Consider the following 21,343-nt stretch of genomic DNA (forward strand, 5'->3'; position numbering starts at 1 on the left):
AAGACTGGATTTTCCCCTGATTTTTTAGAGGCAAATGCATGGGTGTTTTAGACGCCGGGCCCTTCTATCACGGTACGAGAGCAGATATGCAGGTTGGCGACTTGTTGACGGCAGGTTTCAGATCAAACTACGACGACAGTGTTGTGATGAACCATATTTATTTCACGGCTTTGTCAAAGGGGGCTGGGCTTGCTGCGGAGATGTCCAAAGGCGAAGGTGCACCCCGGGTTTACATCGTTGAGCCAACGGGAGAGTTTGAGAACGACCCCAACGTCACGGACAAAAAATTTCCCGGCAACCCAACGCGGTCATACCGAAGTGGATCTCCTTTGAAAGTCATCGGCGAACTTGAAAGCTGGGAACCCTACGATCAGGAGTTCATTCGGCAACTCAGAATTCGCGTCCAGACAGGAATGGGAGAAATTCTTAACTAGGGCCGACGATAGAAGCGGTTGGGGCTGAGCTATTTTTAATAGCGCCGGTCACACATCCCCCAGAATGCAAAAAGCCCTGTCACCAGGGCTTTTTTATTCACGCATATATAGGAGCCGCCGCCGCGGCTTCGCTACCCGTCCAGACGCCTAGACGCCCCAGACCACCTCGTGGCCGTTCTGGTGGTTGCGCTGGAGCATGTCGATAAAGGGCATGGCGCGCTGGCGCAGGCCCAGGCCGTCACCGGGGACGACGCCATCTTCGGCATTGGCGTCGTGGGCTTCCTCATGGGCAATCGCCGCCTTGAGCGCAGCGATGGCGGCCGGCATTTGCTCGGGCAGGATGATGCCTTTGGGCCCGGCGTCTTTGCCGATGATTTCCAGCACCTTGCGGCCATTGGCTTCCAGCATGATCACGTCGCCGGCGTCTTTTGATTTGAATTTGTAAAGCATGGATGGCTCCTCGGGTTAAAAACAGACAAGTCATTATGGGAAGTTTTCAGGCTGGCGTATGTAGGCCTGTTTCACCTGTTGGAGTCTCGGGATTGCGCCCGGAGTTCCCGAAGGGCAGGTGCGCTCAAGCAAAATAGCGCCATGTTCAATATCGCCACTGTCCCCAAGTCGGCTCGCCAGGCGCTCAGCCAGGATGGCCTCAGCCTGCTCAACCCCACCGAGCTGACGGCCACCCTGGCGCTGCCCGCGCCGGCATGGACCTCAGGCTGGCAGGCGCTGACCGGCTCCTGGGACCGGCTGCCGCCCGACGCGCATCTGAAAGACGGCGGGCACTACCGCAAGCGCCGCCATTCCTGCTTCGTGCAGGACCTGGCCACGGGCGCGCTGACGCAAACCCCGCACCGCGCCCACTGGCAGCCCACCGACTACAACGCCCTGCACGGCGGCTTTGAGCGATGGTTTGACCCGGTCGAGCCCGCCGTAGCCACCGCCCCGGCGTGGACAGACCTGCTGGCCGGGCTGGGAAAGCTGTTTGCGCAGGTGCAGCCTGCCGGGCGCTGGCATATTGAAGCGCACCAGTTCCGCATCGACACTGCGGGCGGCGTGGGCCGCCCCACCCCCGAAGGCGCGCACCGCGACGGCGTGGACTTTGTGGTGGTGATGATGGTGGCGCGGCACGGCGTCAAGGGCGGCGAGACCCGGGTGTTTGACGCCAACGGCCCGCACGGCGTGCGCTTTGTGATGCAGGAGCCCCTGACGGCGCTGCTGCTGGATGACGCCCGCGTCATCCACGAGACCACGCCCATCCTGCCGGCAGACGACCAACCGGTAAAAAGCTTCCGGGACACGTTGGTGCTCACTTACAGAGCAGCCAGCTTCCAGGCGCCTTGACGCCCCGCGGCCGGAGCACCGGCCGCCTTTACCTGGCCATGTTGCAGACAGTTTCTGGAATTGCGGAAAAACCCGCTTGACGGATTTAGTTTAAACCTAAACAATTAAAGCCAGATTAATCCAGAGAGTACGCTTTCATGCACATTCTTTGCCTGGGCGGTGGTCCCGCAGGTTTGTATTTCGCCCTGCTGATGAAGCTGCAGAACCCGGCGCATCAGGTCACGGTGGTCGAGCGCAACCGGCCTTTTGATACCTTTGGCTGGGGCGTGGTGCTGTCCGACCAGACGCTGGGCAACCTGCGTGTGGCAGACCCGGTCAGTGCGCAGCTGATTGGCGACGCGTTCAACCACTGGGACGACGTGGAAGTCTTCTTCAAGGGCCGTTCGGTGCGCTCGGGCGGCCACGGCTTTTGCGGCATTGGCCGCAAGCGCCTGCTCAATATCCTGCAAGAACGTTGCATGGCGCTGGGCGTGGACCTGGTGTTTGAAACCGATGTGCAGGACGACCAGGCCATCGCGGCGCAATATAACGCCGACGTGGTGATCGCCAGCGACGGCCTGAACAGCCGCATCCGCAACCGCTACGCGGACACCTTCAAGCCCGACGTCGAGTTGCGCGCCTGCCGGTTTGTGTGGCTGGGTACACGCAAGACGTTTGACGCCTTCACCTTCGCGTTTGAGCAGACCGAGCACGGCTGGTTTGCCGCGCACGCCTACAAGTTTGACGAGAACACATCCACCTTTATCGTGGAGACACCCGAAGCGGTGTGGAAGGCCCACGGCCTGGACCAGATGAGCCAGGAAGACGGCATTGCATTTTGTGAGCGGCTGTTTGCCAAATACCTGGACGGCAACCCGCTGATGAACAACGCCACGCATGTGCGCGGCTCGGCCATCTGGATACGCTTTCCGCGCGTGGTGTGCGAGCGCTGGGTGCACGAGGCTTCCATCAACGGCAAGCAGGTGCCCATCGTGCTGATGGGCGATGCGGCGCACACTGCGCACTTCTCGATCGGCAGCGGTACCAAGCTGGCGCTCGAAGACGCGATTGAGCTGGCCAACTGCTTTGCACAACATGGTGATGCCGTCGCGGCGCTCAAAACCTACGAAGCCCTGCGCTCGGTGGAAGTGCTGAAGATCCAGAACGCGGCGCGCAACTCGACCGAATGGTTTGAGAACGTGGACCGCTACAGCAGCATGGAAGCCGAGCAGTTCTTTTATTCGCTGCTCACGCGCTCGCAGCGCATCAGCCACGAGAACCTGCGCGTGCGCGATGCCGCCTGGCTGCAGGGCTATGAGCAGTGGCTGGCCAAAAGCAATGCGCCGCATGCGCCGCCGCCCATGCTGCTGCCGCTCAAGGTACGCGAGCTTTCGTTGAAGAACCGCATTGTGGTCTCGCCCATGGCCACCTACAGCGCAGTAGACGGTGTGCCGCAAGACTTCCACCTGGTGCACCTGGGCGCGCGTGCATTGGGCGGCGCCGCACTGGTGTTTGTCGAAATGACCGCGCCCTGTGCAGAAGGCCGCATCACGCCGGGCTGCCCAGGCCTCTGGAACGACACACAAGCCAGGGCCTTCAAGCGCATCGTGGATTTTGTGCACGCGTCGGGCGCCGGCGCCCGGATAGGCATGCAGCTGGGCCACAGCGGCCCCAAAGGCTCGACACAAGTCGGCTGGGAGCAGCCCGACGAGCCGCTCCTCACCGGCAACTGGCCGCTGCTGGCGGCCAGCGCCGTGGCTTACGGCCCGACCAACCAGGTGCCGCAAGCGATGACGCGCGCCGACATGGACCGCGTCAAGGCGGAGTTCGTGCAGTCCACCCGCTATGCAGCCGAGGCCGGTTTTGACTGGCTGGAACTGCATTGCGCCCATGGCTACCTGCTCTCGAGCTTTATCACGCCGCTGACCAACCAGCGCACCGACGACTACGGCGGCAGCCTGGAAAACCGCTGCCGCTTCCCGCTCGAGGTGTTCAGCGCCATGCGCGCGGTGTGGCCGGCCCACTTGCCCATGAGCGTGCGTATCTCCGCGCACGACTGGGCGCCCGGCGGCAATACGGCGGACGACGCCGTTGCCATCGCCCGCATGTTCAAGACCGCCGGCTGCGACTTTATCGACGTCTCGTCGGGCCAGACCACACGCGCGGCCAAACCGGTTTACGGCCGCATGTACCAGACACCGTTTGCCGACCGCATCCGCAACGAAGTCGGCATCCAGACCATTGCCGTCGGCGCGATCTCGGAGGTCGACCACGTCAACAGTATCATCGCCGCCGGCCGCGCCGACCTGTGCGCCATTGCCCGCCCGCACCTGGCCGACCCGGCCTGGACGCTGCATGAGGCCGCCAAGCTGCAAAGCCGGCATGTGAACTGGCCCCAGCCTTACCTGAGCGGCCGCGACCAGCTCTACCGCGAAATTTCGAAGCAAAAAGAGCTCGCGGCCCAGGCGGAACGGGCGTAAGCAGCTACCAGATCAATAGCAAGCGCGAATACCACCAAGGAGACTCACCATGGACATGGAAGCACGAGGCCACAGCGAACACCCCGAGGCATTGCGGCTCTGGCTGCGCATGCTCACCTGCACGCAGCTGGTGGAAAAGCAGGTGCGCACCCAGTTGCGCGAGCAGTTCGACACCACCCTGCCCCGGTTTGACCTGATGGCCCAGCTTGAGCGCAGCCCTGAGGGCCTGAAGATGAACGAGCTGTCGCGCCGCATGATGGTGACCGGCGGCAACGTCACCGGCATCACCGACCAGCTGGTCACCGAGGGGTTGGTGGAGCGCGTGGATGTAGAGGGCGACCGGCGCGCCTACCGCGTGCGCCTGACCACCCGCGGCCGCAAGCTCTTTGACGAGATGGCTGCCGAGCATGAAGCCTGGATCGTGGCGGCCTTCGAAGGCCTCTCCGCGCGTGAAGTGGAGTCGCTGCACAAGCTGCTGGGCAAGGTCAAGCAACACCACAACGCCCTCGCTGACGCCAAACTGGAAACAACATGAAGCACTACATCAAACTGGGTAATCCCATGCACGCGCAGTTCGATGCGCTGGCCCATCACCAGGCGGAACACTTTGCGTATTCGTTCGACGCAGGCGTGGCAACGCTGACGCTCAACCGCCCGGAGCGCAAGAACCCGCTGACTTTTGACTCCTACGCGGAACTGCGCGACCTGTTTCGCACGCTGAACAGCGCCACCGATGTGAAGACCGTGGTCATCACCGGCGCCGGCGGCAATTTCTGCTCGGGCGGCGATGTGCACGAGATCATCGGCCCGCTCACCAAGATGACCATGCCCGAGTTGCTGGAGTTCACCCGCATGACGGGCGACCTGGTCAAGGCCATGCGCCTGTGCCCGCAACCCATCATCGCGGCGATTGACGGAATTTGCGCAGGGGCGGGCGCCATGATGGCGCTGGCGGCCGACATGCGGCTGGGCACCGCCCAGGCCAAAACCGCTTTTCTGTTCACGCGCGTGGGCCTGGCCGGTGCCGACATGGGCGCTTGCGCCCTGCTGCCGCGCCTGATCGGCCAGGGCCGTGCGTCGGAGCTGCTCTTCACCGGCCGCTCCATGAGCGCGCAGGAAGGCCTGCAATGGGGATTTTTCAACGCACTGCATGAGCCGCAGGATGTGCTGGCAGAGGCGCAGAAGCTGGCGCTAAGCCTCGCCGAGGGCCCGACCTTTGCGCACGGCATGACCAAAACCATGCTGCATCAGGAATGGGCCATGACGCTGGACCAGGCGATTGAGGCCGAAGCTCAGGCGCAGGCCATCTGCATGCAGACGCAGGATTTCACCCGCGCCTACAAGGCGTTTTCGGCCAAGCAAAAGCCCGAGTTCCGCGGCGACTGAAGCGCACGCTCGACGAGTCAACCAGGCAAGGATGTTTCACGCATGAGATCGACCACCGCCCATCTGGCGCTGCCCTTTTTTGACGATGTCCACCGCGACCTGGGCCGCCGGCTGGCCGACTGGATGCGGCAGCAGCACATCGATGAAAGCGATGACCGCAAGGCCTGCAAGGAATGGGTCCAGCTGCTGGGCGCCAACCAGTGGCTGCGCTACTGCGTGCCGGCCGGCAAAGACGGCGCACTGGGCGGCGCGCTGGAAAAGCTGGATTCGCGCGCGCTGGTGATCCTGCGGGAAACGCTGGCCTTTCATTCGCCCCTGGCCGACTTCGCCTTTGCGATGCAGGGCCTGGGCAGCGGCGCGATCACGCTGGCAGGAACACCCGCGCAGCAAGCGGCCTATCTGCCGCAGGTGGCCAGCGGCGCGAAGATTGCGGCCTTTGCCCTGAGTGAGCCGGATGCCGGATCCGACGCGGGCGCCATGGCAACCTCCGCCGTCAGCGCGGGCAATGGCTGGACGGTCAACGGCAGCAAGACCTGGATCAGCAATGGCGGCATTGCGGATTTTTATGTCACCTTCACCAAGACGGACCCACAGGCCGGCACGCGCGGCATCACGGCTTTTATCGTGGACGCAGACAGCCAGGGCCTGGACACCAGCGAACACATCGCCGTGATGGCGCCGCATCCGCTGGCCACGCTGAAATTCACGCATTGCAAGCTGCCGCAGGATGCCCAGCTGGGCGCGCTGCACGGCGGCTTCAAGCTGGCGATGCAGACGCTGGATATTTTTCGCGCATCGGTGGCCGCTGCGGCGCTGGGCATGGCGCGCCGCGCGCTGGCCGAGGCGGTGCGCTTCTCCAAAGAACGCAAGATGTTCGGTCAGACGCTGGCGGACTTCCAGCTCACGCAGGCCAAGCTCGGCGAGATGGCGGCCCTGGTGGACGCGGCCGCCCTGCTGACCTACCGCGCCGCCTGGATGCGCGACGAGAGCGAACGGCTGGGCAGCGGCGCGCGCATTACCGCCGAAGCGGCCATGGCCAAGATGACCGCCACCGAGAACGCCCAGAAGGTCATCGACATGGCGCTGCAAATGCACGGTGGCCTGGGCGTGAAAGTAGGCACCAAGGTGGAAAGCCTTTACCGCGACATCCGCTCCCTGCGCATTTACGAAGGCGCGACCGAAGTGCAGCAACTCATTATTGGAAAGGCCGTATTGCAATCATGAGCACCTCCGTTTCCGATACTGTTTCCGGCCCGGCTGCCGTCTCCACGGAAGCGCCAGCCGCTGCGCCGTCCGCGCAAGCCGACCGGTTTGTGCACGAGCGCCTGCCTGCGCAGCAAGCATTACCGCGCATGGTCTACGCCATGCCCGAGCTGCGCATTCCGGCGCAAGCCAATCTGGTCCAGTCCCTGTTTGCCAAAGCCATCCGCGAAGGGCGCGCCGACAAGCCCATGCTGCGCTCGGACAAGATCACCCTGACTTATGCCGACGCATTGGAGCGGGTCAACCGCATCGCACAAGTGCTGGTTGAAGACTTCAAGCTGCAGCCGGGCAACCGCGTGCTGCTGCGCGGCGGCAACTCCATCGGCATGGCGCTGGCCTGGCTGGGTGTGGTGCAGGCCGGGCTGGTCGCCGTGGCCACCATGCCGCTTCTACGCGCCAAAGAGTTGGGCGAAGTGATTGAAAAAGCCCGGCCCGCACTTGCCCTGTGCGACGCCAGCCTGCTGGAAGAGCTGCAGACCGCCAAGGCGCAAAGCAGCACCCTGCAAGTCATCGTTCCCTTCAACCTGATGGACGAGCCCGGATCGCTCGCCGTGCTCTCGGCGCAAAAAGACGGGCAGTTCACGCCCTGCCCGGTAGCGGCGGATGACATCGCCTTGATGGCGTTTACGTCCGGCACCACTGGCAAGCCCAAAGCTGCGGTGCACACGCATCGCGACGTGCTCGCTGCTTGCGAAGCCTGGCCGCGCCATGTGCTCAAGGCCAGGCCCGACGACATCGTAGTCGGCTCGCCGCCGCTGGCATTTACCTTCGGCCTGGGCGGCATGCTGATCTTTCCGATGTGGGCCGGTGCTTCCGTGTATTACCCGTCCATCGGCTATACGCCGGAGGCGATGGTCAAGCTCATCAACCAGGTGGGCGCCACCGTGTGCTACACCGCGCCCACCTTCTACCGGCAGATGGCGGCTTTTGCCAAGCAGCACGGCGTGCCAAGCCTGCGGCTGTGCGTGAGCGCCGGCGAAAGCCTGCCTGACGCCACGCGGCAACTGTGGAAAGACGCCACCGGCATCGAGATGATTGACGGCATAGGCGCGACCGAGATGTTCCACATCTTTATTTCCGCCGCAGGTGCCGACGTGCGTCGCGGCGCCATCGGGAAGGTAGTGCCAGGCTACACCGCCAAGGTCGTGAATGACGACGGCGAAGAGGTGCCCCGCGGCACGGTCGGAAAACTCGCCGTGGTAGGCCCCACCGGCTGCCGCTACCTGGATGACGCGCGCCAGGGCAACTATGTCAAAAGCGGCTGGAACTACCCCGGCGACGCCTTCATGCAGGATGCCGACGGCTACTTCTTCTACCAGGCGCGTGCGGACGACATGATCATTACCGCCGGCTACAACGTGGCGGGCCCGGAGGTGGAAGATGCCCTTCTCAAGCACCCGGCGGTGGCCGAATGCGGCGTGGTGGGCCTGCCCGACGACGACCGCGGCATGATCGTCAAGGCCTTTGTGGTCCTCAAGCCCGGCGAGGCCGGCGGAGACGGCACAGTCAAAGTGCTGCAAGATCACGTCAAGGCCATGCTCGCGCCGTTCAAGTATCCGCGCCAGATCGAGTTCGTGGACAAACTGCCACGCACGGAGACCGGCAAACTGCAACGTTTCAAGCTGCGCCAGTCATGAAGTTCACTATTCAAAAGCAGGTCCGTTTTCATCATTGCGACCCGGCTGGCATTGTTTTTTATCCGCAGTTTTTCTACCTGCTGCATGAGGTGCAGGAAGACTTCCTGGCCCATATCGGTTTTCCGGAACACATCCTGATTGCAGGCGGCACAGGCGTGCCGATTGTCGATTTGAAGACCGAGTTTCTCGGCATGTGCCGCAATGGCGACCCGCTCACGATGACGCTGGAGCTGACACGCATCGGCAACTCAAGCATGGGCATGCTGTATGAAATCCACGGTGCCGCACCCGCGCCGGGCAGCACCAGCACCATCAGGCTGAGAGCCCATGGCGTGGTGGTCTATTCACAAGTCCCCAACGGCAAACCGGTGCGCATCCCCGATGACATGCGCAGCGCCTTGATGCCTTATCTACAAACACCCCAGGAAACACATGTTTAAAAAATTACAACCACCCGATTGGGCGGAGCCCAAGGGCTATGCCAACGGCATTCTGGCGCGCGGCGCGCTGCTGTTTGTGGGCGGCCAGATTGGCTGGAACGCCCAGCAGCAGTTTGAAAGCGATGACTTTGTTGCGCAGACCCGGCAAGCGCTGCTGAATATCGCCGACGTTCTCAAAGCCGGCGGCGCCGGACCCGAGCACATGGTTCGGATGACCTGGTACGTGGTAGACCGCGTGGAATACATCGACAGCCTCAAGGCACTGGGTGGTGCCTACCGCGAAGTCATGGGGAAGAACTTCCCGGCCATGACCTGTGTCGAGGTGGCCGGCCTGGTGGAGGAGCGTGCGCGTGTGGAGATCGAGGTGACGGCTGTCCTGCCGGATTGAAGCTCTCAATCTGAAAAGAACCGCCAACGCGCTATCGGTCAGACGCGCCGGATGGTGATGTACAGAAACTGCGCAACGCGGTTGCGACGGTTTCGCGTGCAATTTTTTGCTGTGTCACCTGGTGCTTCAGACGAGCAAGTTCAGCACTTTGCTCGTCACTTCGAACCGCATCGGCCATCGGCGTCGCAGAATCAGAAGCCAGTTCCTGAATCCAGCGACGCAGCACGCTTTCATGCACGCCCAGTTCCCGTGAGAAGCGCGCAATCGTGTTGCCAGGCTGCGTTGCCTGGCGCACCGCTTCCCGCTTGGTTTCCAACGTGAAGACTCTTCGTGTCTTTGCCACTTCAGCACTTCTTATTGAGGTTGATCACGGGAGCCGTGGCCATGGCAGGCACCGCGGCAGTGCTCGGTGAGTAGCCATCAAGCATTAACCGAACGACGATCACCGGCTGACCCAGCGCGTTACTGAGCGGCTCAGCAGTCACGCGGACGACGATGTCGGCCGCGCCGCCCGATGCGAACAGCAATTGCGGCCCGACTATCCTGTTGAAATACCCCTGGGCTTGCACTGGAGCCGCATGAGTTACCGGGGCGATAACGACAGCATCGCGCCAATGGGTGGTTTTCACTATTTCTTCCTCGTTGGATGAAGGGGAAGGCTTGGTACAACGCTTTGCTATTTTTCGCCCACATCACGAGGCGACCCCTCATGCTAGGTCGCGAGGATTTACGAATGATTTACCAATCGGGAATCCAGGTTTTCCATCCTCCATCCAGTCGGGCGAGGTCTTACGGAATAGTTACGAGTTAACAATTGGGTTACGCCAAACCGACGGAATCAAACCGGCGGGCTAACGACAGCGCTGAAACGCTATGGTAAGTTCGTATTTACAACTCCAGCAAGCCACTACTTAGAGGCGCCCAGCGCATCTACCCGTATCGCACATAGTGAATTAATGTGACCGAGGTGCTCATGACAGACATCTCGATGAACGGGAAGCTTTATGAAGCGAAGCCAGCAAAGCGAGTAGTGATTGCGATGAACTGGCTTGTTGCCATGCAACTTGTCGCCAGCCGCATCGTGTTTGCCGAGCTTAACCAGAGAACTTTTTTCGATGCGATTTTCTGATTCCGCCGCTAATTACGCCAAGCTTTCGGTCCCGCGCTTGCATGGCGCACTTCCACGCCGCCATCTTTTCACGAGACTGGACGCTTTACGCCACTCGCACGCTGCGACCTGGGTTGTCGGAATACCTGGAGCGGGCAAAACAACCTTGGCGGCAACTTACCTGGCCGATGTCAAGCTGCCGTCGATCTGGTACCAGATCGACAGCACGGATTCAGACCCGGCAGCTTTTTTTTATTTTCTTGCGCTGGCGCTGGGTAACTCCGGAGCAACACTTCCCTGGCTGGCGGCGGAGTTGGCGGAAGACCTGCCGCGGTTCGCCAGAATTTTTTTTCGTGACTTTTATAAACGACTCCCTGACAACACGGTTGTGGTATTTGACAATTGCCAGGATCTGGATTGGTCAACGCATGGCGAGTTGATGGAGATTGCGTTCAGCGAAATTCCGGAGGGCGTGAATGTCCTGGCGCTGAGTCGAGATCCACCGCCCGTGCGGCTTGCTCATCTTGAGTTGAGCGGGCGAATTGCAACCCTCTCACGTGAGGCACTTCGCATGAGCTCCGCGGAAGCCAGGGCGCTAGGGCAGCTTGGCCAGGCTTCGGCCGAAGCCAACGACGATATGGAGTGGCTCAATCAGGCCGACGGCTGGGCGGCGGGTATCGTGATGCTGCGCAGCCATCTTGCCAAAACACCTGAACAGAAATCGATACCGCGCCTTGAGGGGCGTGAGGCAATTTGTCGCTATTTTGCCGGCGTCATTCTGGAGCGGATGCCAGAGCCCGCTCAGAAGCAGCTGCTGATGCTGTCCTGTCTTTCGAGCATCTCGGAGCCAGACGCGGTGCTATTGACTGGGAACGAGGACGCTGGCCGGTTGCTTAAACAGCTGTATCGCGATGGATTGTTTGTCGACTGTCGGGGCACCAAGACGCCGATTTATTATTTTCATTCGCTTTTTCAGGAGTTCCTCAAGGAAGAAGCTACCCGGCGGCTGGACGCCGGCACCCGGCTCGCACAATTGCGGCGTGCTGCCGTCATGATCGATGGGCAAGGTCGTACTGAAGAGGCCGCCCGCCTGTACCGCGACGCACATGCATTTGATCTTCTAGCCAGCCTGTTGATTCGTGTGGCAAAGCCGATGAAGTCCAGCGGGCGGGGTCTTAGCTGGTGCGAGTGGCTAGGCTGGTTACCACCAGAGATGGTGGGGGCGTATCCCTGGTTGCGCTACTGGCACGGTGTTTTTCAGAATCCCGTTAACTCAGTGCTTGCAAAGGAAACCCTGCTTTCGGCGCACCGGGCATTTTGTGAACTGAGTGATGTTCGCGGGCAAGCGCTCACGATTGCGGCCATCGTCGACAACTATCTCGCCTACTATGGCTCGGGGGATTTTCAGAACCTCGATGAGTGGATAGTTGCCTTGCGCGAGGCGATGAGGCAGATAGATCCAGGTGAGCTCAGTACGGAAGAAGACCTGGTGATCAACTCACGACTCGTCGCCGCCCTGTTTCATTCGTCGCCTGACAGCCTCGAACTTCAAAGCAGTGTCAAGCGGGTCATGGATTTGATGCCGCAAGTCACAGATCATGCTGAACAACTGACCGCCGGCGGAGTTCTTCTGTTTTGCATGCACTGGATCGACGCCGATGTTGTCTCACGCATAGCCGGTATGGTCCGAAGTTATGTCAAAGAATCAGCGATTAGTCCGACTACGAGAGTATGGTGCTGCATTCGGGCCGCGCGTTGGTACTTCGATCTGAACGGCGACTTGCAAAGCGCCCGGCAGTTGACGGACTTCGCCCTGAAACTGGCAATCGATTTTGCCCCTAGCCAGGTGATTTTTCATTTGCGGTACATGGACTGCCTGCTTTTACTGGCAGCCAATGATTTGACAGCTGCCCAAACGGCCATGCAACAGCTCCGCGAAACTCTGCCAGGGGCGGCAAAGATTGACCTGCTTCGTTTTACCTGCCTTGAGCTTTCGTATTCTCTGCAGCGTGGAGACAATGACCAATGCATGCAGGCGATGAAGAACCTGCTTGAGCGCTCTACTGAATGCGCTACATCGCCGGCAGAACACTCGCGTCATGGGCGCACAGTTGCAAACTGCCATGCACAGATGGGGAATTTTGCGGCGGCATATGTTTGGCTTGAAAAAGCAATTGCCCATGCGCACGGCGCCGACCAGGAGCTCGCGATTCAGAACCGTGCCTTTATTCAGGCCTATCAGCACATTACCGAAGGTGACGAAGCACAGGGAAGGGTCCTGCTAACCAGTGCATTCAAGAATCATCGGCAGCAGAAAAATCGTGGGTTCTTTGTTCGATTCCCCGTTCTGGCCGGCACGCTTGCCGCATTGGCGCTTGATGCCGGAATTGATGTCGCCTATGTCCGGGACATTATTCAGCGGCAAGGCCTTGCCGCGCCAAAGCGCTTCAGTGCCAATTGGCCGCGCCCTGTTGAAGTACGTATTTTTGGAAAAATGGAGTTACTGTTCGATGGAACGGCGGCTCCATCGAAAGGGAAGTCTCAGCAACGGCTGCACAAGTTATTGAAGATGCTGCTGATCTCCGGCGAAGCCGGCAGGAGCCAAACCGCATTGATTGCAAACTTCTGGCCGGAGGCCGAAGGCGCAAGATCGGCCCTCAGCGTGGCAGTGCATCGCCTCAGGAAGCTTCTGAAGACCGATGAAGCCATCCTGGTTTCAGGTGGAAGAGTTTGTGTGAACACAAAAATCATCTCGTCTGATCTCTTTGGGTTCGATGCATTGTGCCGGCAAGTCGATGGCTTGCCTGCCAGCCCTTCCGAAAACAGTGTAGTGAAACTGGCCGGTGATTTGCTGGCGATCTATCGTGGCCCGCTTTGCGATGGAGATGAGGAGGCGTGGTTTCTCCCGGCGCGCGAGCGAACACAGCAGCGCTTTTTGGCATTGGCCACAGCCTTGGGAACCCAGCTGGAGCAGCTGGCCCAGTGGAACCAGGCGCGTGATTTGTACTTGCGGGCGCTTTCGATCGAACCGCTCTCGGAGGTCGTTTATCGAGCGCTTATGCGCTGTGCACATGCGCAGAACGACCCATCTGCGGCATTCAGCGCGTACCGCCGTTGCCGGGACAGTTTGTCCATTCTTCTTGGAAAGAAACCCTCTGAGGAGACTGAGAAGCTGGCCGTAGCGCTGGGCCTGTTTCACGCCAGGTAACTTCGCAAGCTGGCAAACAGTTCAGACTAGACGATTGACGCCGTCGACAGCGCTTGCCAGATTAATCGCGCCCGGCGAAGTATGTACGCTGGCGGGCTCTTATCTTGTACATCGCTCTTTCTGTCTGACGAAGAGAGACTTGCAGATTTATGAGCACAAAGCAAAACGCCCACATCAGTGGGCGTTTTGTTACTAGCTTGGTTAGCTAGCATGTTGGTTGCGCGGGCAAGATTTGAACTTACGACCTTTGGGTTATGAGCCCAACGAGCTACCAGGCTGCTCCACCGCGCGGTATATGTGTATTGTAGCTTACTCTGCCTTGGCCGTGTCAGCTGTAGTGTCTTCCGACACGTCAGGGCGGTCCACCAGCTCAACAAGAGCCATCGGTGCATTGTCACCAACACGGAAACCCATCTTCAGGATACGTGTGTAGCCGCCAGGACGAGCCTTGTAGCGCGGGCCGATCTCAGCGAACAGCTTGACCACCATGTCGCGGTCGCGAAGGCGGTCAAATGCCAGGCGCTTGTTGGCCAGAGTTGGCTCTTTACCCAGGGTGATCATGGGCTCGACAACGCGGCGCAATTCCTTGGCCTTGGGCAATGTGGTCTTGATGACTTCGTGCTGCAGCAGCGAGTTCATCATGTTGCGCAGCATGGCGAGGCGGTGCTCGCTGGTGCGATTGAGTTTACGTAGTCCGTGTCCGTGGCGCATGGTGTTTCCTTTTTTAAAATCCGGGCAGCCGTATCAGGTACTGCCCGTGCGAGACCCCCATTCAGGCGAGGTCTTGTGGTTTCAATTAACGCTTGTCGAGGCCGGCAGGTGGCCAGCTTTCAAGGCGCATTCCGAGGGTAAGGCCGCGGGATGCCAGCACTTCCTTGATTTCATTAAGGGATTTACGTCCCAAATTGGGGGTCTTGAGCAGCTCGTTTTCAGTGCGCTGGATCAGGTCACCAATGTAGTAAATGTTTTCCGCTTTGAGGCAGTTCGCCGAACGAACGGTGAGTTCGAGCTCATCGACAGGGCGCAGCAGGATCGGGTCGAACTGCTGCGAGCTGCGCTGAACAGGTGCGTCAAACGCGGCCAGTTCGTTGCCTTCGAGCTGCGCGAACACAGCCAATTGCTCAACCAGAATCTTGGCCGAAGCGCGGACAGCGTCTTCAGCTGTCACTGCACCGTTGGTTTCAATTTCCAGTACGAGTTTGTCAAGGTCGGTACGCTGCTCAACGCGAGCGCTTTCGACGATGTAGCTCACGCGCTTGACGGGCGAGAACGAAGCGTCCAACACAATGCGACCGATGGATTTCGGAGATTCATCACCATAACGGCGCTGATTGCCCGGCACATAACCACGGCCATTTTCGACCTTGATTTGCATGTCGATCTTGCCGCCATGCGACAGATTCACGATCACGTGTTCAGGGTTGATGATTTCCACATCATGCGGTGTCTGGATGTCGGCGGCGGTGACAGGACCTTCGCCGTCCTTGCGCAGGCTCAGCGTGACTTCGTCACGGTTGTGGAGCTTGAACACCACACCCTTCAGGTTCAACAGAATGTTGACGACGTCTTCCTGCACACCGTCGATCGACGAGTACTCGTGCAGTACGCCGGCGATGGTGACTTCGGTGGCGGCGTGGCCAACCATGGACGACAACAGTACGCGGCGCAGCGCGTTGCCCAGCGTATGGCCATAGCCACGCTCGAACGGCTCCAGAGTCACCTTGGCGCGGTTGGTGCCAAGTTGCTCAACATTGATGGTTTTTGGTTTCAACAAATTAGTCTGCATGCAGTCTTCCTCTCAATACCCTCGGTTCGTTACACCGATAAGGCCGGCGAAGCACACCCTGGCGATACGGTGCCCCGTATCGCAGGAACGAAAATTAGCGTGAGTACAACTCGACGATCAACGATTCGTTGACGTCGGCGGCAAACTCATCGCGATCAGGAACCTTCTTGAAGGTGCCTTCGCCCTTGTCGGCGTTCACATCAACCCAGGCGGGCAGACCGACCTGTTTGGCCAATTCCAGAGCTTCGGTCACACGAGTCTGCTTTTTGGACTTTTCACGCACGGCAATCACGTCGCCGGTCTTCACCAGGTACGAAGGGATATTGACCGATTGGCCGTTGACCGTAATGGCCTTATGCGACACCAGCTGGCGCGCTTCGGCGCGGGTAGAGCCAAAGCCCATGCGGTAGACGACGTTGTCCAGGCGGCATTCCAGAATGAACAACAGATTGGCGCCGGTATTGCCCTTGCGGCGATCAGCTTCTTCGAAGTAGCGGCGGAATTGCTTTTCGAGCACACCGTACATGCGCTTGACTTTTTGCTTCTCGCGCAGCTGCAGGCCGAAGTCGGAAGTACGGGTACCGGAGGTACGGCCGTGCTGACCTGGCTTGGAATCGAACTTGGCCTTGTCGCTGATGGCGCGGCGTGCGCTCTTCAGGAACAGGTCGGTGCCTTCACGGCGGGATAGTTTGGCCTTGGGGCCTAGGTAACGTGCCACTTGAGTGTCCTTTTGTCATCTGCTGCACCTGAATGCAGGAGCCGGAGGTCGTAACCTGCCGGCGGTGGGCTTGGTAAAAAATGCCTGGTATCTGACGGCTTGAAACAATCCGTCGGACAAGCCAGGCAAGGGGATTAAATGCGGCGGCGCTTTTGTGGGCGGCAGCCGTTGTGCGGAACAGGGGTCACGTCGGCAATGGAGTTGATCCGGATGCCCAGTGCGCCCAGAGCGCGAACAGACGATTCACGGCCTGGACCAGGTCCCTTGATTTCCACGTCGAGGTTCTTGATGCCCTGCTCAATGGCTGCGCGGCCTGCCACTTCGGAAGCGACCTGCGCTGCGAAGGGGGTGGACTTGCGCGAGCCCTTGAAACCTTGACCACCGGAAGATGCCCAAGACAACGCATTGCCTTGACGATCCGTGATGGTGATGATGGTGTTGTTGAAAGAGGCGTGGACGTGGGCGATGCCATCGGCCACGTTCTTGCGAACTTTCTTGCGAACGCGCTGTGCGGCGTTATTGCTTGGTGATTTTGCCATGACGACCTCTCAATTATTTCTTCAAAGCTGCAGCGGCCTTGCGCGGACCCTTGCGGGTGCGGGCATTGGTCCGGGTGCGCTGGCCGCGCATCGGCAAGCCACGGCGGTGACGGAAACCACGGTAGCAACCAATGTCCATCAGGCGCTTGATGTTCATCGTGGTTTCACGACGCAGGTCACCTTCGATGGTGAACAGGGCGATCTGCTCACGAATTTTTTCCAGATCGCCATCGGACAGGTCTTTGACCTTTTTGGAATACGCGATGTCACATGCTTCGCAGATTTTGCGAGCGCGTGTGCGACCGATGCCAAAGATAGCAGTCAAGCCGATTTCGGCGTGTTGCTGCGGCGGAATATTGATACCAGCGATACGAGCCATGTTCGTCCTCTAAAACTCTTGAAATCAGCCTTGACGCTGTTTGTGACGCGGATCCGTGCAAATCACACGGACAACGCCCTTGCGACGGATAACTTTGCAGTTACGGCAAATTTTCTTGACCGAAGCTGAAACTCTCATTTCTATTACTCCTAAACTTTCACTCTGTGCTTACTTGGCACGGAAAACAATTCGTGCGCGCGATAAATCGTAAGGCGTCAATTCAACCGTTACCTTGTCACCGGGAAGGATGCGGATGTAGTGCATTCGCATTTTTCCCGAGATGTGTCCCAATACAACATGTCCATTTTCCAGCTTCACCCTGAAAGTCGCATTGGGGAGGTTTTCTACAACCTCACCTTGCATCTGGATCACATCGTCTTTAGACATATCCCATCAAATACCCAGTTAACCGCCCAGTGACGTCTTGAAGTTCGCCTTTTTAAGCAACGACTCATACTGTTGCGACATCATGTAGTTCTGTACCTGGGCCATGAAATCCATGGTCACCACGACAATAATCATCAACGACGTGCCACCGAAATAGAAAGGCACGTTGTATTTCAAAATCAGAAACTCCGGCAGCAGACACACGAACGTGATGTACACCGCACCTGCCAGCGTCAAACGCACCAGGATTTTGTCAATATAGCGGGCCGTCTGGTCCCCTGGACGAATACCAGGAATGAAGGCACCGCTCTTTTTCAGGTTGTCTGCGGTTTCACGGCTGTTGAACACCAACGCCGTGTAGAAGAAGCAGAAAAACACAATCGCGCTGGCATACAGCATCACGTAAATTGGCTGGCCCGGTGTCAGCGTGCTGGCGATATCTTTCAGCCAACGCATGCTTTCACCAGAGCTGAACCAACCCACAACGGTCGCTGGCAACAAAATGATCGACGAAGCAAAGATGGGAGGAATCACACCTGCCATGTTCAACTTCAGCGGCAAGTGCGATGACTGACCGCCATAGACCTTGTTGCCAACCTGTCGCCGCGCATAGTTCACCAGGATCTTGCGCTGCCCACGTTCCACAAACACCACGAAATACGTTACCAGCACCACAACAGCGACGATCACAATCGCCACAACAATGCTCATGGCACCGGTCCGCACCAATTCAAGCAAACCACCCATTGCGCTTGGCAAACCAGCGGCGATACCTGCAAAGATCAGGATGGAAATCCCGTTGCCCAGACCGCGCTCCGTGATCTGCTCGCCCAACCACATCAAGAACATCGTACCGGCCGTGAGGCTGAACACCGCGGTCATGCGGAAGCCAAAGCCGGGTGCGAGCACCAGACCTGGAGAGCTTTCCAGCGCCACCGCAATGCCCATGGACTGGAACAAAGCCAGAGCCAGCGTACCGTAGCGCGTGTACTGGGTGATCTTGCGGCGGCCGCTTTCACCCTCTTTTTTCATCTGCTCGAAAGTCGGAACCACGTAGGTCATCAACTGCATGATGATCGAGGCCGAGATGTACGGCATGATGCCCAGGGCAAACACCGTGAATCGCGACAAGGCGCCGCCGGAGAACATATTGAACAGATTCAATATGCCGCCCTGCTGGCCCTTGAACAGCTCTTTCAACTGGCCAGGGTCAATCCCTGGCACCGGGATGTGCGCGCCAATGCGGTACACCACCAGGGCCAGCAGCAAAAACACAAGCCTGTTGCGCAGGTCACCGTACTTACCGGTTTTCGCAATTTGAGCCGAGTTGGTTGCCACTGATTTATCCAGTCAGGTATTTAAGCGACGGAGCCGCCGGCGGCTTCAATGATGACCTTGGCACCTGCCGTGGCGGAAATGCCGTTCAGCTTCACAGCCTTGGACAGTTCACCCGACTTGATGACCTTGACGTTCTTGGCGAGCTGACCCACCAGGCCGGCCGTCTTCAGCGCCAGCAGATCCACTTCGGCCAGGCCGAGTTGTTCCAGCGCGCTCAAGGTGACCTCTGCATTGAACTTCAGCAGATGCGACTTGAAGCCACGTTTTGGCAAACGACGCTGCATGGGCATTTGACCGCCCTCGAAGCCCACCTTGTGGTAGCCGCCTGCACGGGACTTTTGACCTTTGTGGCCGCGTCCAGATGTTTTACCCAGACCGGAGCCAATGCCGCGACCGACACGTCGTTTGGCATGTTTGGCGCCTTGGCCTGGCTTGATTCCGTTCAATTCCATTTTGAGTCTCCGCTCAGACAATCTTGACCAGATAGCTGATCTTGTTGATCATGCCGCGCACTGCGGGCGTGTCCTGCAATTCGCTGACGCTGTTGATGCCACGAAGGCCCAGACCGCGCACGGTGGCGCGATGCGATTCCTTGGTGCCAATCGGGCTGCGAATCAGCTGGACTTTGAGTTTGGTTTCTTTGGTCATTTCAGTGCCGCCTTAACCGAAGATTTCTTCGACGGATTTGCCGCGCTTGGCCGCGATTTCCGACGCAGTCGTAGAGTTGTTCAGTGCGTCCATGGTGGCGCGCACCATGTTGTACGGGTTGCTCGAACCGTGGCTCTTGGCGACGATGTCGGTGATGCCCATCACTTCGAAAACAGCGCGCATCGGACCGCCTGCAATGATGCCGGTACCCTTGGGAGCCGGCGCCATCATGACGCTGGCTGCACCGTGGTGACCGAACACATTGTGGTGAATGGTGCCGTTCTTCAACGAGACCTTGGTCATGTTGCGGCGCGCTTCTTCCATTGCCTTTTGCACGGCTGCCGGCACTTCTTTCGACTTGCCCTTGCCCATGCCGACGCGGCCGTCACCGTCACCAACCACCGTGAGTGCGGCGAAACCGAGGATACGGCCGCCCTTCACGACTTTGGTCACGCGGTTGACCGCGATCATTTTTTCCTTCAGACCATCGTCTGGAGCGTCGTTGTTCGATTTTGCTTGAAACTTAGCCATACTTAATTCCAGTCTGCTTAGAACTGCAAACCAGCTTCGCGAGCCGCATCAGCCAGCGCTTTGACGCGGCCGTGGTACGCAAAACCGGCGCGATCAAACGCCACTTTTTCAACACCTGCTGCTTTTGCCTTTTCGGCAATGCGCTTGCCAATGGCTTGCGCAGCAGCAACGTTTCCGCCCTTACCCGAGGCGCCGATTTCCTTGCGCACTTCCACTTCTGCAGTAGAAGCGGCAGCCAGAACCTTGGTGCCGTCGCCAGAAATAACGCTGGCATAGATGTGCAGGTTGGTGCGGTTGACGGTCAGACGGGCAACGCCTTGCGTGGCAATGCGGATACGGGTCTGGCGTGAACGACGAAGGCGCTGCTCTTTTTTGGTCAACATGATGCAGCTCCTTATTTCTTCTTGGTTTCTTTGATCGTGATTTTTTCATCCGCATAACGGATGCCCTTGCCCTTGTAAGGCTCGGGAGGACGAACAGCGCGCACTTCAGCGGCGATTTGTCCCACACGTTGGCGATCGGAACCCTTGATCACGACTTCCGTCGGGGTTGGAGTTTCGACCTTGATACCGGCCGGCATGTCCATCACCACAGGGTGGGAGTAACCCACCGTCAGGTTCAGCTTGGCGCCTTGCGCCTGGGCCTTGTAACCCACGCCGATCAGGCTGAGCTTTTTCTCAAAGCCCTTGGTCACGCCGGTCACCATGTTGTTCACGAGCTGGCGCATCGTGCCGCTCATGGCATTGGCTTCACGCGAATCATTGGCCGGCACAAAGGTCAGCTTGCCGGCATCGTTCTTGATGGTGACAAGCGCATTTTGCGCCAGTGCCAGGGTGCCGAGGGCGCCCTTGACATTGATCTGGTCTTCTTTCATGGCCACGTCCACGCCCTGGGGCACGGTCACTGGCATTTTTCCTACACGAGACATTTCAGTTTCTCCTCAATGCCGCCGTTAGGCCACGTAGCAAAGCACTTCACCACCGATACCGGTAGCGCGGGCTTTACGATCAGTCATGACGCCTTGCGGGGTCGTGACAATTGCCACGCCAAGGCCGTTCATGACCTGGGGGATGGCGCCATGGCCTTTGTAGACGCGAAGACCGGGGCGGCTGACGCGCTCGATGCGCTCAATCACGGGGCGGCCTGCGTAATACTTCAGGGCGATTTCCAGCTGGGACTTGCCTTCGTCGGTCTTGACGGAGAAGCCATCGATGTAGCCCTCATCCTTCAGCACCTGTGCGATGGCAACTTTGACTTTCGACGACGGCACCTGCACAACGGCTTTTTCAACCATTTGTGCATTGCGGATGCGGGTCAACATGTCGGCGATAGGATCACTCATGCTCATTTTGT

28 protein-coding genes and 1 tRNA gene are annotated in these 21,343 nt (G+C 59.1%); 11 read left to right on the forward strand and 18 right to left on the reverse strand.

All coding sequences use genetic code 11. The features are described from left to right. Positions 1–38: 38 nt before the first annotated feature. On the forward strand, positions 39–434 hold the full coding sequence (arr, locus tag BM408_RS12575) for an NAD(+)--rifampin ADP-ribosyltransferase (RefSeq protein ID WP_092130214.1): 396 nt from the start codon (positions 39–41) through the stop codon (positions 432–434). A 147-nt stretch (positions 435–581) separates the two neighbouring features. On the opposite strand, the gene BM408_RS12580 is transcribed toward arr, so the two are convergent. Beyond that, positions 582–884 carry a DUF1840 domain-containing protein gene (locus BM408_RS12580; RefSeq protein ID WP_092130215.1) on the reverse strand — a complete coding sequence of 101 codons (303 nt, stop codon included), beginning with the start codon at positions 882–884 and terminating at the stop codon, positions 582–584. A gap of 141 nt (positions 885–1,025) precedes the next feature. Between BM408_RS12580 and BM408_RS12585 the strand changes: the two genes are divergently transcribed. From BM408_RS12585 to BM408_RS12620, 8 genes are all read left to right on the forward strand, one after another. Next, a complete protein-coding gene (locus BM408_RS12585; RefSeq protein ID WP_092130216.1) occupies positions 1,026–1,775 on the forward strand; it encodes a 2OG-Fe dioxygenase family protein in 750 nt (249 codons plus the stop codon). Between the two features lie 137 nt (positions 1,776–1,912). Further along, complete coding sequence (locus BM408_RS12590) at positions 1,913–4,234, forward strand: bifunctional salicylyl-CoA 5-hydroxylase/oxidoreductase (protein ID WP_092130217.1); 2,322 nt, start codon at positions 1,913–1,915, stop codon at positions 4,232–4,234. Positions 4,235–4,283: 49 nt separating this feature from the next. Further along, positions 4,284–4,769, forward strand: a complete 486-nt coding sequence (locus tag BM408_RS12595; protein WP_092130218.1) for a MarR family winged helix-turn-helix transcriptional regulator — start codon at positions 4,284–4,286, stop codon at positions 4,767–4,769. After that, positions 4,766–5,620: an enoyl-CoA hydratase family protein gene (locus BM408_RS12600; protein ID WP_092130219.1), complete on the forward strand. Its 855-nt coding sequence runs from the start codon at positions 4,766–4,768 to the stop codon at positions 5,618–5,620. The genes BM408_RS12595 and BM408_RS12600 overlap by 4 nt, the downstream gene beginning before the upstream one ends. A gap of 42 nt (positions 5,621–5,662) precedes the next feature. Continuing rightward, a complete protein-coding gene (locus tag BM408_RS12605; protein ID WP_092130220.1) occupies positions 5,663–6,844 on the forward strand; it encodes an acyl-CoA dehydrogenase family protein in 1,182 nt (393 codons plus the stop codon). Next, complete coding sequence (locus tag BM408_RS12610; RefSeq protein ID WP_092130221.1) at positions 6,841–8,520, forward strand: benzoate-CoA ligase family protein; 1,680 nt, start codon at positions 6,841–6,843, stop codon at positions 8,518–8,520. The genes BM408_RS12605 and BM408_RS12610 overlap by 4 nt, the downstream gene beginning before the upstream one ends. Then, positions 8,517–8,960 (forward strand): acyl-CoA thioesterase, encoded by a 444-nt coding sequence (locus tag BM408_RS12615; protein ID WP_092130222.1) that lies wholly within the window; start codon positions 8,517–8,519, stop codon positions 8,958–8,960. Before BM408_RS12610 ends, BM408_RS12615 begins: the two co-directional genes overlap by 4 nt. Beyond that, on the forward strand, positions 8,953–9,348 hold the full coding sequence (locus tag BM408_RS12620; protein WP_092130223.1) for a RidA family protein: 396 nt from the start codon (positions 8,953–8,955) through the stop codon (positions 9,346–9,348). The genes BM408_RS12615 and BM408_RS12620 overlap by 8 nt, the downstream gene beginning before the upstream one ends. A 31-nt stretch (positions 9,349–9,379) precedes the next feature. On the opposite strand, the gene BM408_RS12625 is transcribed toward BM408_RS12620, so the two are convergent. After that, entirely contained in the window at positions 9,380–9,691 is a 312-nt protein-coding gene (locus BM408_RS12625; protein WP_256375258.1) for a transposase, read from the reverse strand. Position 9,692: 1 nt separating this feature from the next. Beyond that, positions 9,693–9,977, reverse strand: coding sequence for a hypothetical protein (locus tag BM408_RS12630; RefSeq protein ID WP_139237341.1), 285 nt, complete (start codon positions 9,975–9,977; stop codon positions 9,693–9,695). Positions 9,978–10,321: 344 nt separating this feature from the next. Between BM408_RS12630 and BM408_RS22920 the strand changes: the two genes are divergently transcribed. Both BM408_RS22920 and BM408_RS12635 read left to right on the forward strand, forming a co-directional pair. Beyond that, positions 10,322–10,477, forward strand: coding sequence for a hypothetical protein (locus BM408_RS22920; protein WP_175541774.1), 156 nt, complete (start codon positions 10,322–10,324; stop codon positions 10,475–10,477). Continuing rightward, positions 10,464–13,664 (forward strand): BTAD domain-containing putative transcriptional regulator, encoded by a 3,201-nt coding sequence (locus tag BM408_RS12635; RefSeq protein WP_092130226.1) that lies wholly within the window; start codon positions 10,464–10,466, stop codon positions 13,662–13,664. Before BM408_RS22920 ends, BM408_RS12635 begins: the two co-directional genes overlap by 14 nt. Positions 13,665–13,878: 214 nt before the next feature. Here the strand turns inward: BM408_RS12635 and BM408_RS12640 are convergent. The 15 genes from BM408_RS12640 to rpsH all read right to left on the reverse strand — a co-directional run bounded on the left by BM408_RS12640 (position 13,879) and on the right by rpsH (position 21,338). Continuing rightward, positions 13,879–13,955 (reverse strand) — tRNA-Met (locus BM408_RS12640). 18 nt (positions 13,956–13,973) lie between these two features. Next, positions 13,974–14,375 carry a 50S ribosomal protein L17 gene (gene rplQ, locus BM408_RS12645; protein ID WP_092130227.1) on the reverse strand — a complete coding sequence of 134 codons (402 nt, stop codon included), beginning with the start codon at positions 14,373–14,375 and terminating at the stop codon, positions 13,974–13,976. A gap of 85 nt (positions 14,376–14,460) precedes the next feature. Further along, on the reverse strand, positions 14,461–15,450 hold the full coding sequence (gene rpoA, locus BM408_RS12650) for a DNA-directed RNA polymerase subunit alpha (RefSeq protein ID WP_092130228.1): 990 nt from the start codon (positions 15,448–15,450) through the stop codon (positions 14,461–14,463). 94 nt (positions 15,451–15,544) lie between these two features. After that, the gene (rpsD, locus tag BM408_RS12655) at positions 15,545–16,168 is read right to left on the reverse strand and encodes a 30S ribosomal protein S4 (protein ID WP_092130229.1); all 624 of its coding nucleotides are present in this window, start codon (positions 16,166–16,168) and stop codon (positions 15,545–15,547) included. 134 nt (positions 16,169–16,302) lie between these two features. Then, positions 16,303–16,707, reverse strand: coding sequence for a 30S ribosomal protein S11 (rpsK, locus tag BM408_RS12660; RefSeq protein ID WP_007869288.1), 405 nt, complete (start codon positions 16,705–16,707; stop codon positions 16,303–16,305). A 13-nt stretch (positions 16,708–16,720) separates the two neighbouring features. Next, positions 16,721–17,086, reverse strand: a complete 366-nt coding sequence (gene rpsM / locus BM408_RS12665; protein WP_092130230.1) for a 30S ribosomal protein S13 — start codon at positions 17,084–17,086, stop codon at positions 16,721–16,723. Positions 17,087–17,110: 24 nt separating this feature from the next. After that, positions 17,111–17,224 (reverse strand): 50S ribosomal protein L36, encoded by a 114-nt coding sequence (rpmJ, locus tag BM408_RS12670; protein ID WP_028820150.1) that lies wholly within the window; start codon positions 17,222–17,224, stop codon positions 17,111–17,113. 30 nt (positions 17,225–17,254) lie between these two features. Continuing rightward, positions 17,255–17,473: a translation initiation factor IF-1 gene (gene infA / locus BM408_RS12675; protein WP_007869286.1), complete on the reverse strand. Its 219-nt coding sequence runs from the start codon at positions 17,471–17,473 to the stop codon at positions 17,255–17,257. Positions 17,474–17,491: 18 nt separating this feature from the next. Then, on the reverse strand, positions 17,492–18,811 hold the full coding sequence (gene secY / locus BM408_RS12680; protein WP_092130231.1) for a preprotein translocase subunit SecY: 1,320 nt from the start codon (positions 18,809–18,811) through the stop codon (positions 17,492–17,494). 20 nt (positions 18,812–18,831) lie between these two features. After that, positions 18,832–19,263 (reverse strand): 50S ribosomal protein L15, encoded by a 432-nt coding sequence (gene rplO, locus BM408_RS12685; protein WP_092130232.1) that lies wholly within the window; start codon positions 19,261–19,263, stop codon positions 18,832–18,834. Between the two features lie 13 nt (positions 19,264–19,276). Then, positions 19,277–19,459 carry a 50S ribosomal protein L30 gene (rpmD, locus tag BM408_RS12690; RefSeq protein WP_092130233.1) on the reverse strand — a complete coding sequence of 61 codons (183 nt, stop codon included), beginning with the start codon at positions 19,457–19,459 and terminating at the stop codon, positions 19,277–19,279. Positions 19,460–19,471: 12 nt separating this feature from the next. Continuing rightward, complete coding sequence (gene rpsE, locus BM408_RS12695) at positions 19,472–19,990, reverse strand: 30S ribosomal protein S5 (protein ID WP_092130234.1); 519 nt, start codon at positions 19,988–19,990, stop codon at positions 19,472–19,474. 17 nt (positions 19,991–20,007) lie between these two features. Beyond that, a complete protein-coding gene (rplR, locus tag BM408_RS12700; RefSeq protein WP_007869273.1) occupies positions 20,008–20,373 on the reverse strand; it encodes a 50S ribosomal protein L18 in 366 nt (121 codons plus the stop codon). Positions 20,374–20,384: 11 nt separating this feature from the next. Then, positions 20,385–20,918: a 50S ribosomal protein L6 gene (gene rplF / locus BM408_RS12705; RefSeq protein WP_092130235.1), complete on the reverse strand. Its 534-nt coding sequence runs from the start codon at positions 20,916–20,918 to the stop codon at positions 20,385–20,387. 24 nt (positions 20,919–20,942) lie between these two features. After that, positions 20,943–21,338 (reverse strand): 30S ribosomal protein S8, encoded by a 396-nt coding sequence (gene rpsH / locus BM408_RS12710; RefSeq protein ID WP_092130236.1) that lies wholly within the window; start codon positions 21,336–21,338, stop codon positions 20,943–20,945. Positions 21,339–21,343: the final 5 nt, after the last annotated feature.

The organism is Polaromonas sp. YR568 (assembly GCF_900116715.1).
In the GTDB taxonomy this organism is placed as follows: Bacteria; Pseudomonadota; Gammaproteobacteria; order Burkholderiales; family Burkholderiaceae_C; genus Polaromonas.

Coding starts and splice junctions, on each gene's coding strand:
- rpsK (WP_007869288.1), bottom strand. CDS start 16,707: ATGGCAAAATCACCAAGCAATAACGCCGCACAGCGCGTTCGCAAGAAA.
- rplO (WP_092130232.1), bottom strand. CDS start 19,263: ATGGAATTGAACGGAATCAAGCCAGGCCAAGGCGCCAAACATGCCAAA.
- BM408_RS12605 (WP_092130220.1), top strand. CDS start 5,663: ATGAGATCGACCACCGCCCATCTGGCGCTGCCCTTTTTTGACGATGTC.
- rplF (WP_092130235.1), bottom strand. CDS start 20,918: ATGTCTCGTGTAGGAAAAATGCCAGTGACCGTGCCCCAGGGCGTGGAC.
- BM408_RS12585 (WP_092130216.1), top strand. CDS start 1,026: ATGTTCAATATCGCCACTGTCCCCAAGTCGGCTCGCCAGGCGCTCAGC.
- infA (WP_007869286.1), bottom strand. CDS start 17,473: ATGTCTAAAGACGATGTGATCCAGATGCAAGGTGAGGTTGTAGAAAAC.
- BM408_RS22920 (WP_175541774.1), top strand. CDS start 10,322: ATGACAGACATCTCGATGAACGGGAAGCTTTATGAAGCGAAGCCAGCA.
- BM408_RS12590 (WP_092130217.1), top strand. CDS start 1,913: ATGCACATTCTTTGCCTGGGCGGTGGTCCCGCAGGTTTGTATTTCGCC.
- rplR (WP_007869273.1), bottom strand. CDS start 20,373: ATGTTGACCAAAAAAGAGCAGCGCCTTCGTCGTTCACGCCAGACCCGT.
- BM408_RS12615 (WP_092130222.1), top strand. CDS start 8,517: ATGAAGTTCACTATTCAAAAGCAGGTCCGTTTTCATCATTGCGACCCG.
- rpsH (WP_092130236.1), bottom strand. CDS start 21,338: ATGAGCATGAGTGATCCTATCGCCGACATGTTGACCCGCATCCGCAAT.
- rpsE (WP_092130234.1), bottom strand. CDS start 19,990: ATGGCTAAGTTTCAAGCAAAATCGAACAACGACGCTCCAGACGATGGT.
- rpmJ (WP_028820150.1), bottom strand. CDS start 17,224: ATGAGAGTTTCAGCTTCGGTCAAGAAAATTTGCCGTAACTGCAAAGTT.
- BM408_RS12580 (WP_092130215.1), bottom strand. CDS start 884: ATGCTTTACAAATTCAAATCAAAAGACGCCGGCGACGTGATCATGCTG.
- BM408_RS12595 (WP_092130218.1), top strand. CDS start 4,284: ATGGACATGGAAGCACGAGGCCACAGCGAACACCCCGAGGCATTGCGG.
- BM408_RS12620 (WP_092130223.1), top strand. CDS start 8,953: ATGTTTAAAAAATTACAACCACCCGATTGGGCGGAGCCCAAGGGCTAT.
- BM408_RS12600 (WP_092130219.1), top strand. CDS start 4,766: ATGAAGCACTACATCAAACTGGGTAATCCCATGCACGCGCAGTTCGAT.
- rplQ (WP_092130227.1), bottom strand. CDS start 14,375: ATGCGCCACGGACACGGACTACGTAAACTCAATCGCACCAGCGAGCAC.
- arr (WP_092130214.1), top strand. CDS start 39: ATGGGTGTTTTAGACGCCGGGCCCTTCTATCACGGTACGAGAGCAGAT.
- rpsM (WP_092130230.1), bottom strand. CDS start 17,086: ATGGCTCGTATCGCTGGTATCAATATTCCGCCGCAGCAACACGCCGAA.
- rpoA (WP_092130228.1), bottom strand. CDS start 15,450: ATGCAGACTAATTTGTTGAAACCAAAAACCATCAATGTTGAGCAACTT.
- rpmD (WP_092130233.1), bottom strand. CDS start 19,459: ATGACCAAAGAAACCAAACTCAAAGTCCAGCTGATTCGCAGCCCGATT.
- BM408_RS12610 (WP_092130221.1), top strand. CDS start 6,841: ATGAGCACCTCCGTTTCCGATACTGTTTCCGGCCCGGCTGCCGTCTCC.
- BM408_RS12635 (WP_092130226.1), top strand. CDS start 10,464: ATGCGATTTTCTGATTCCGCCGCTAATTACGCCAAGCTTTCGGTCCCG.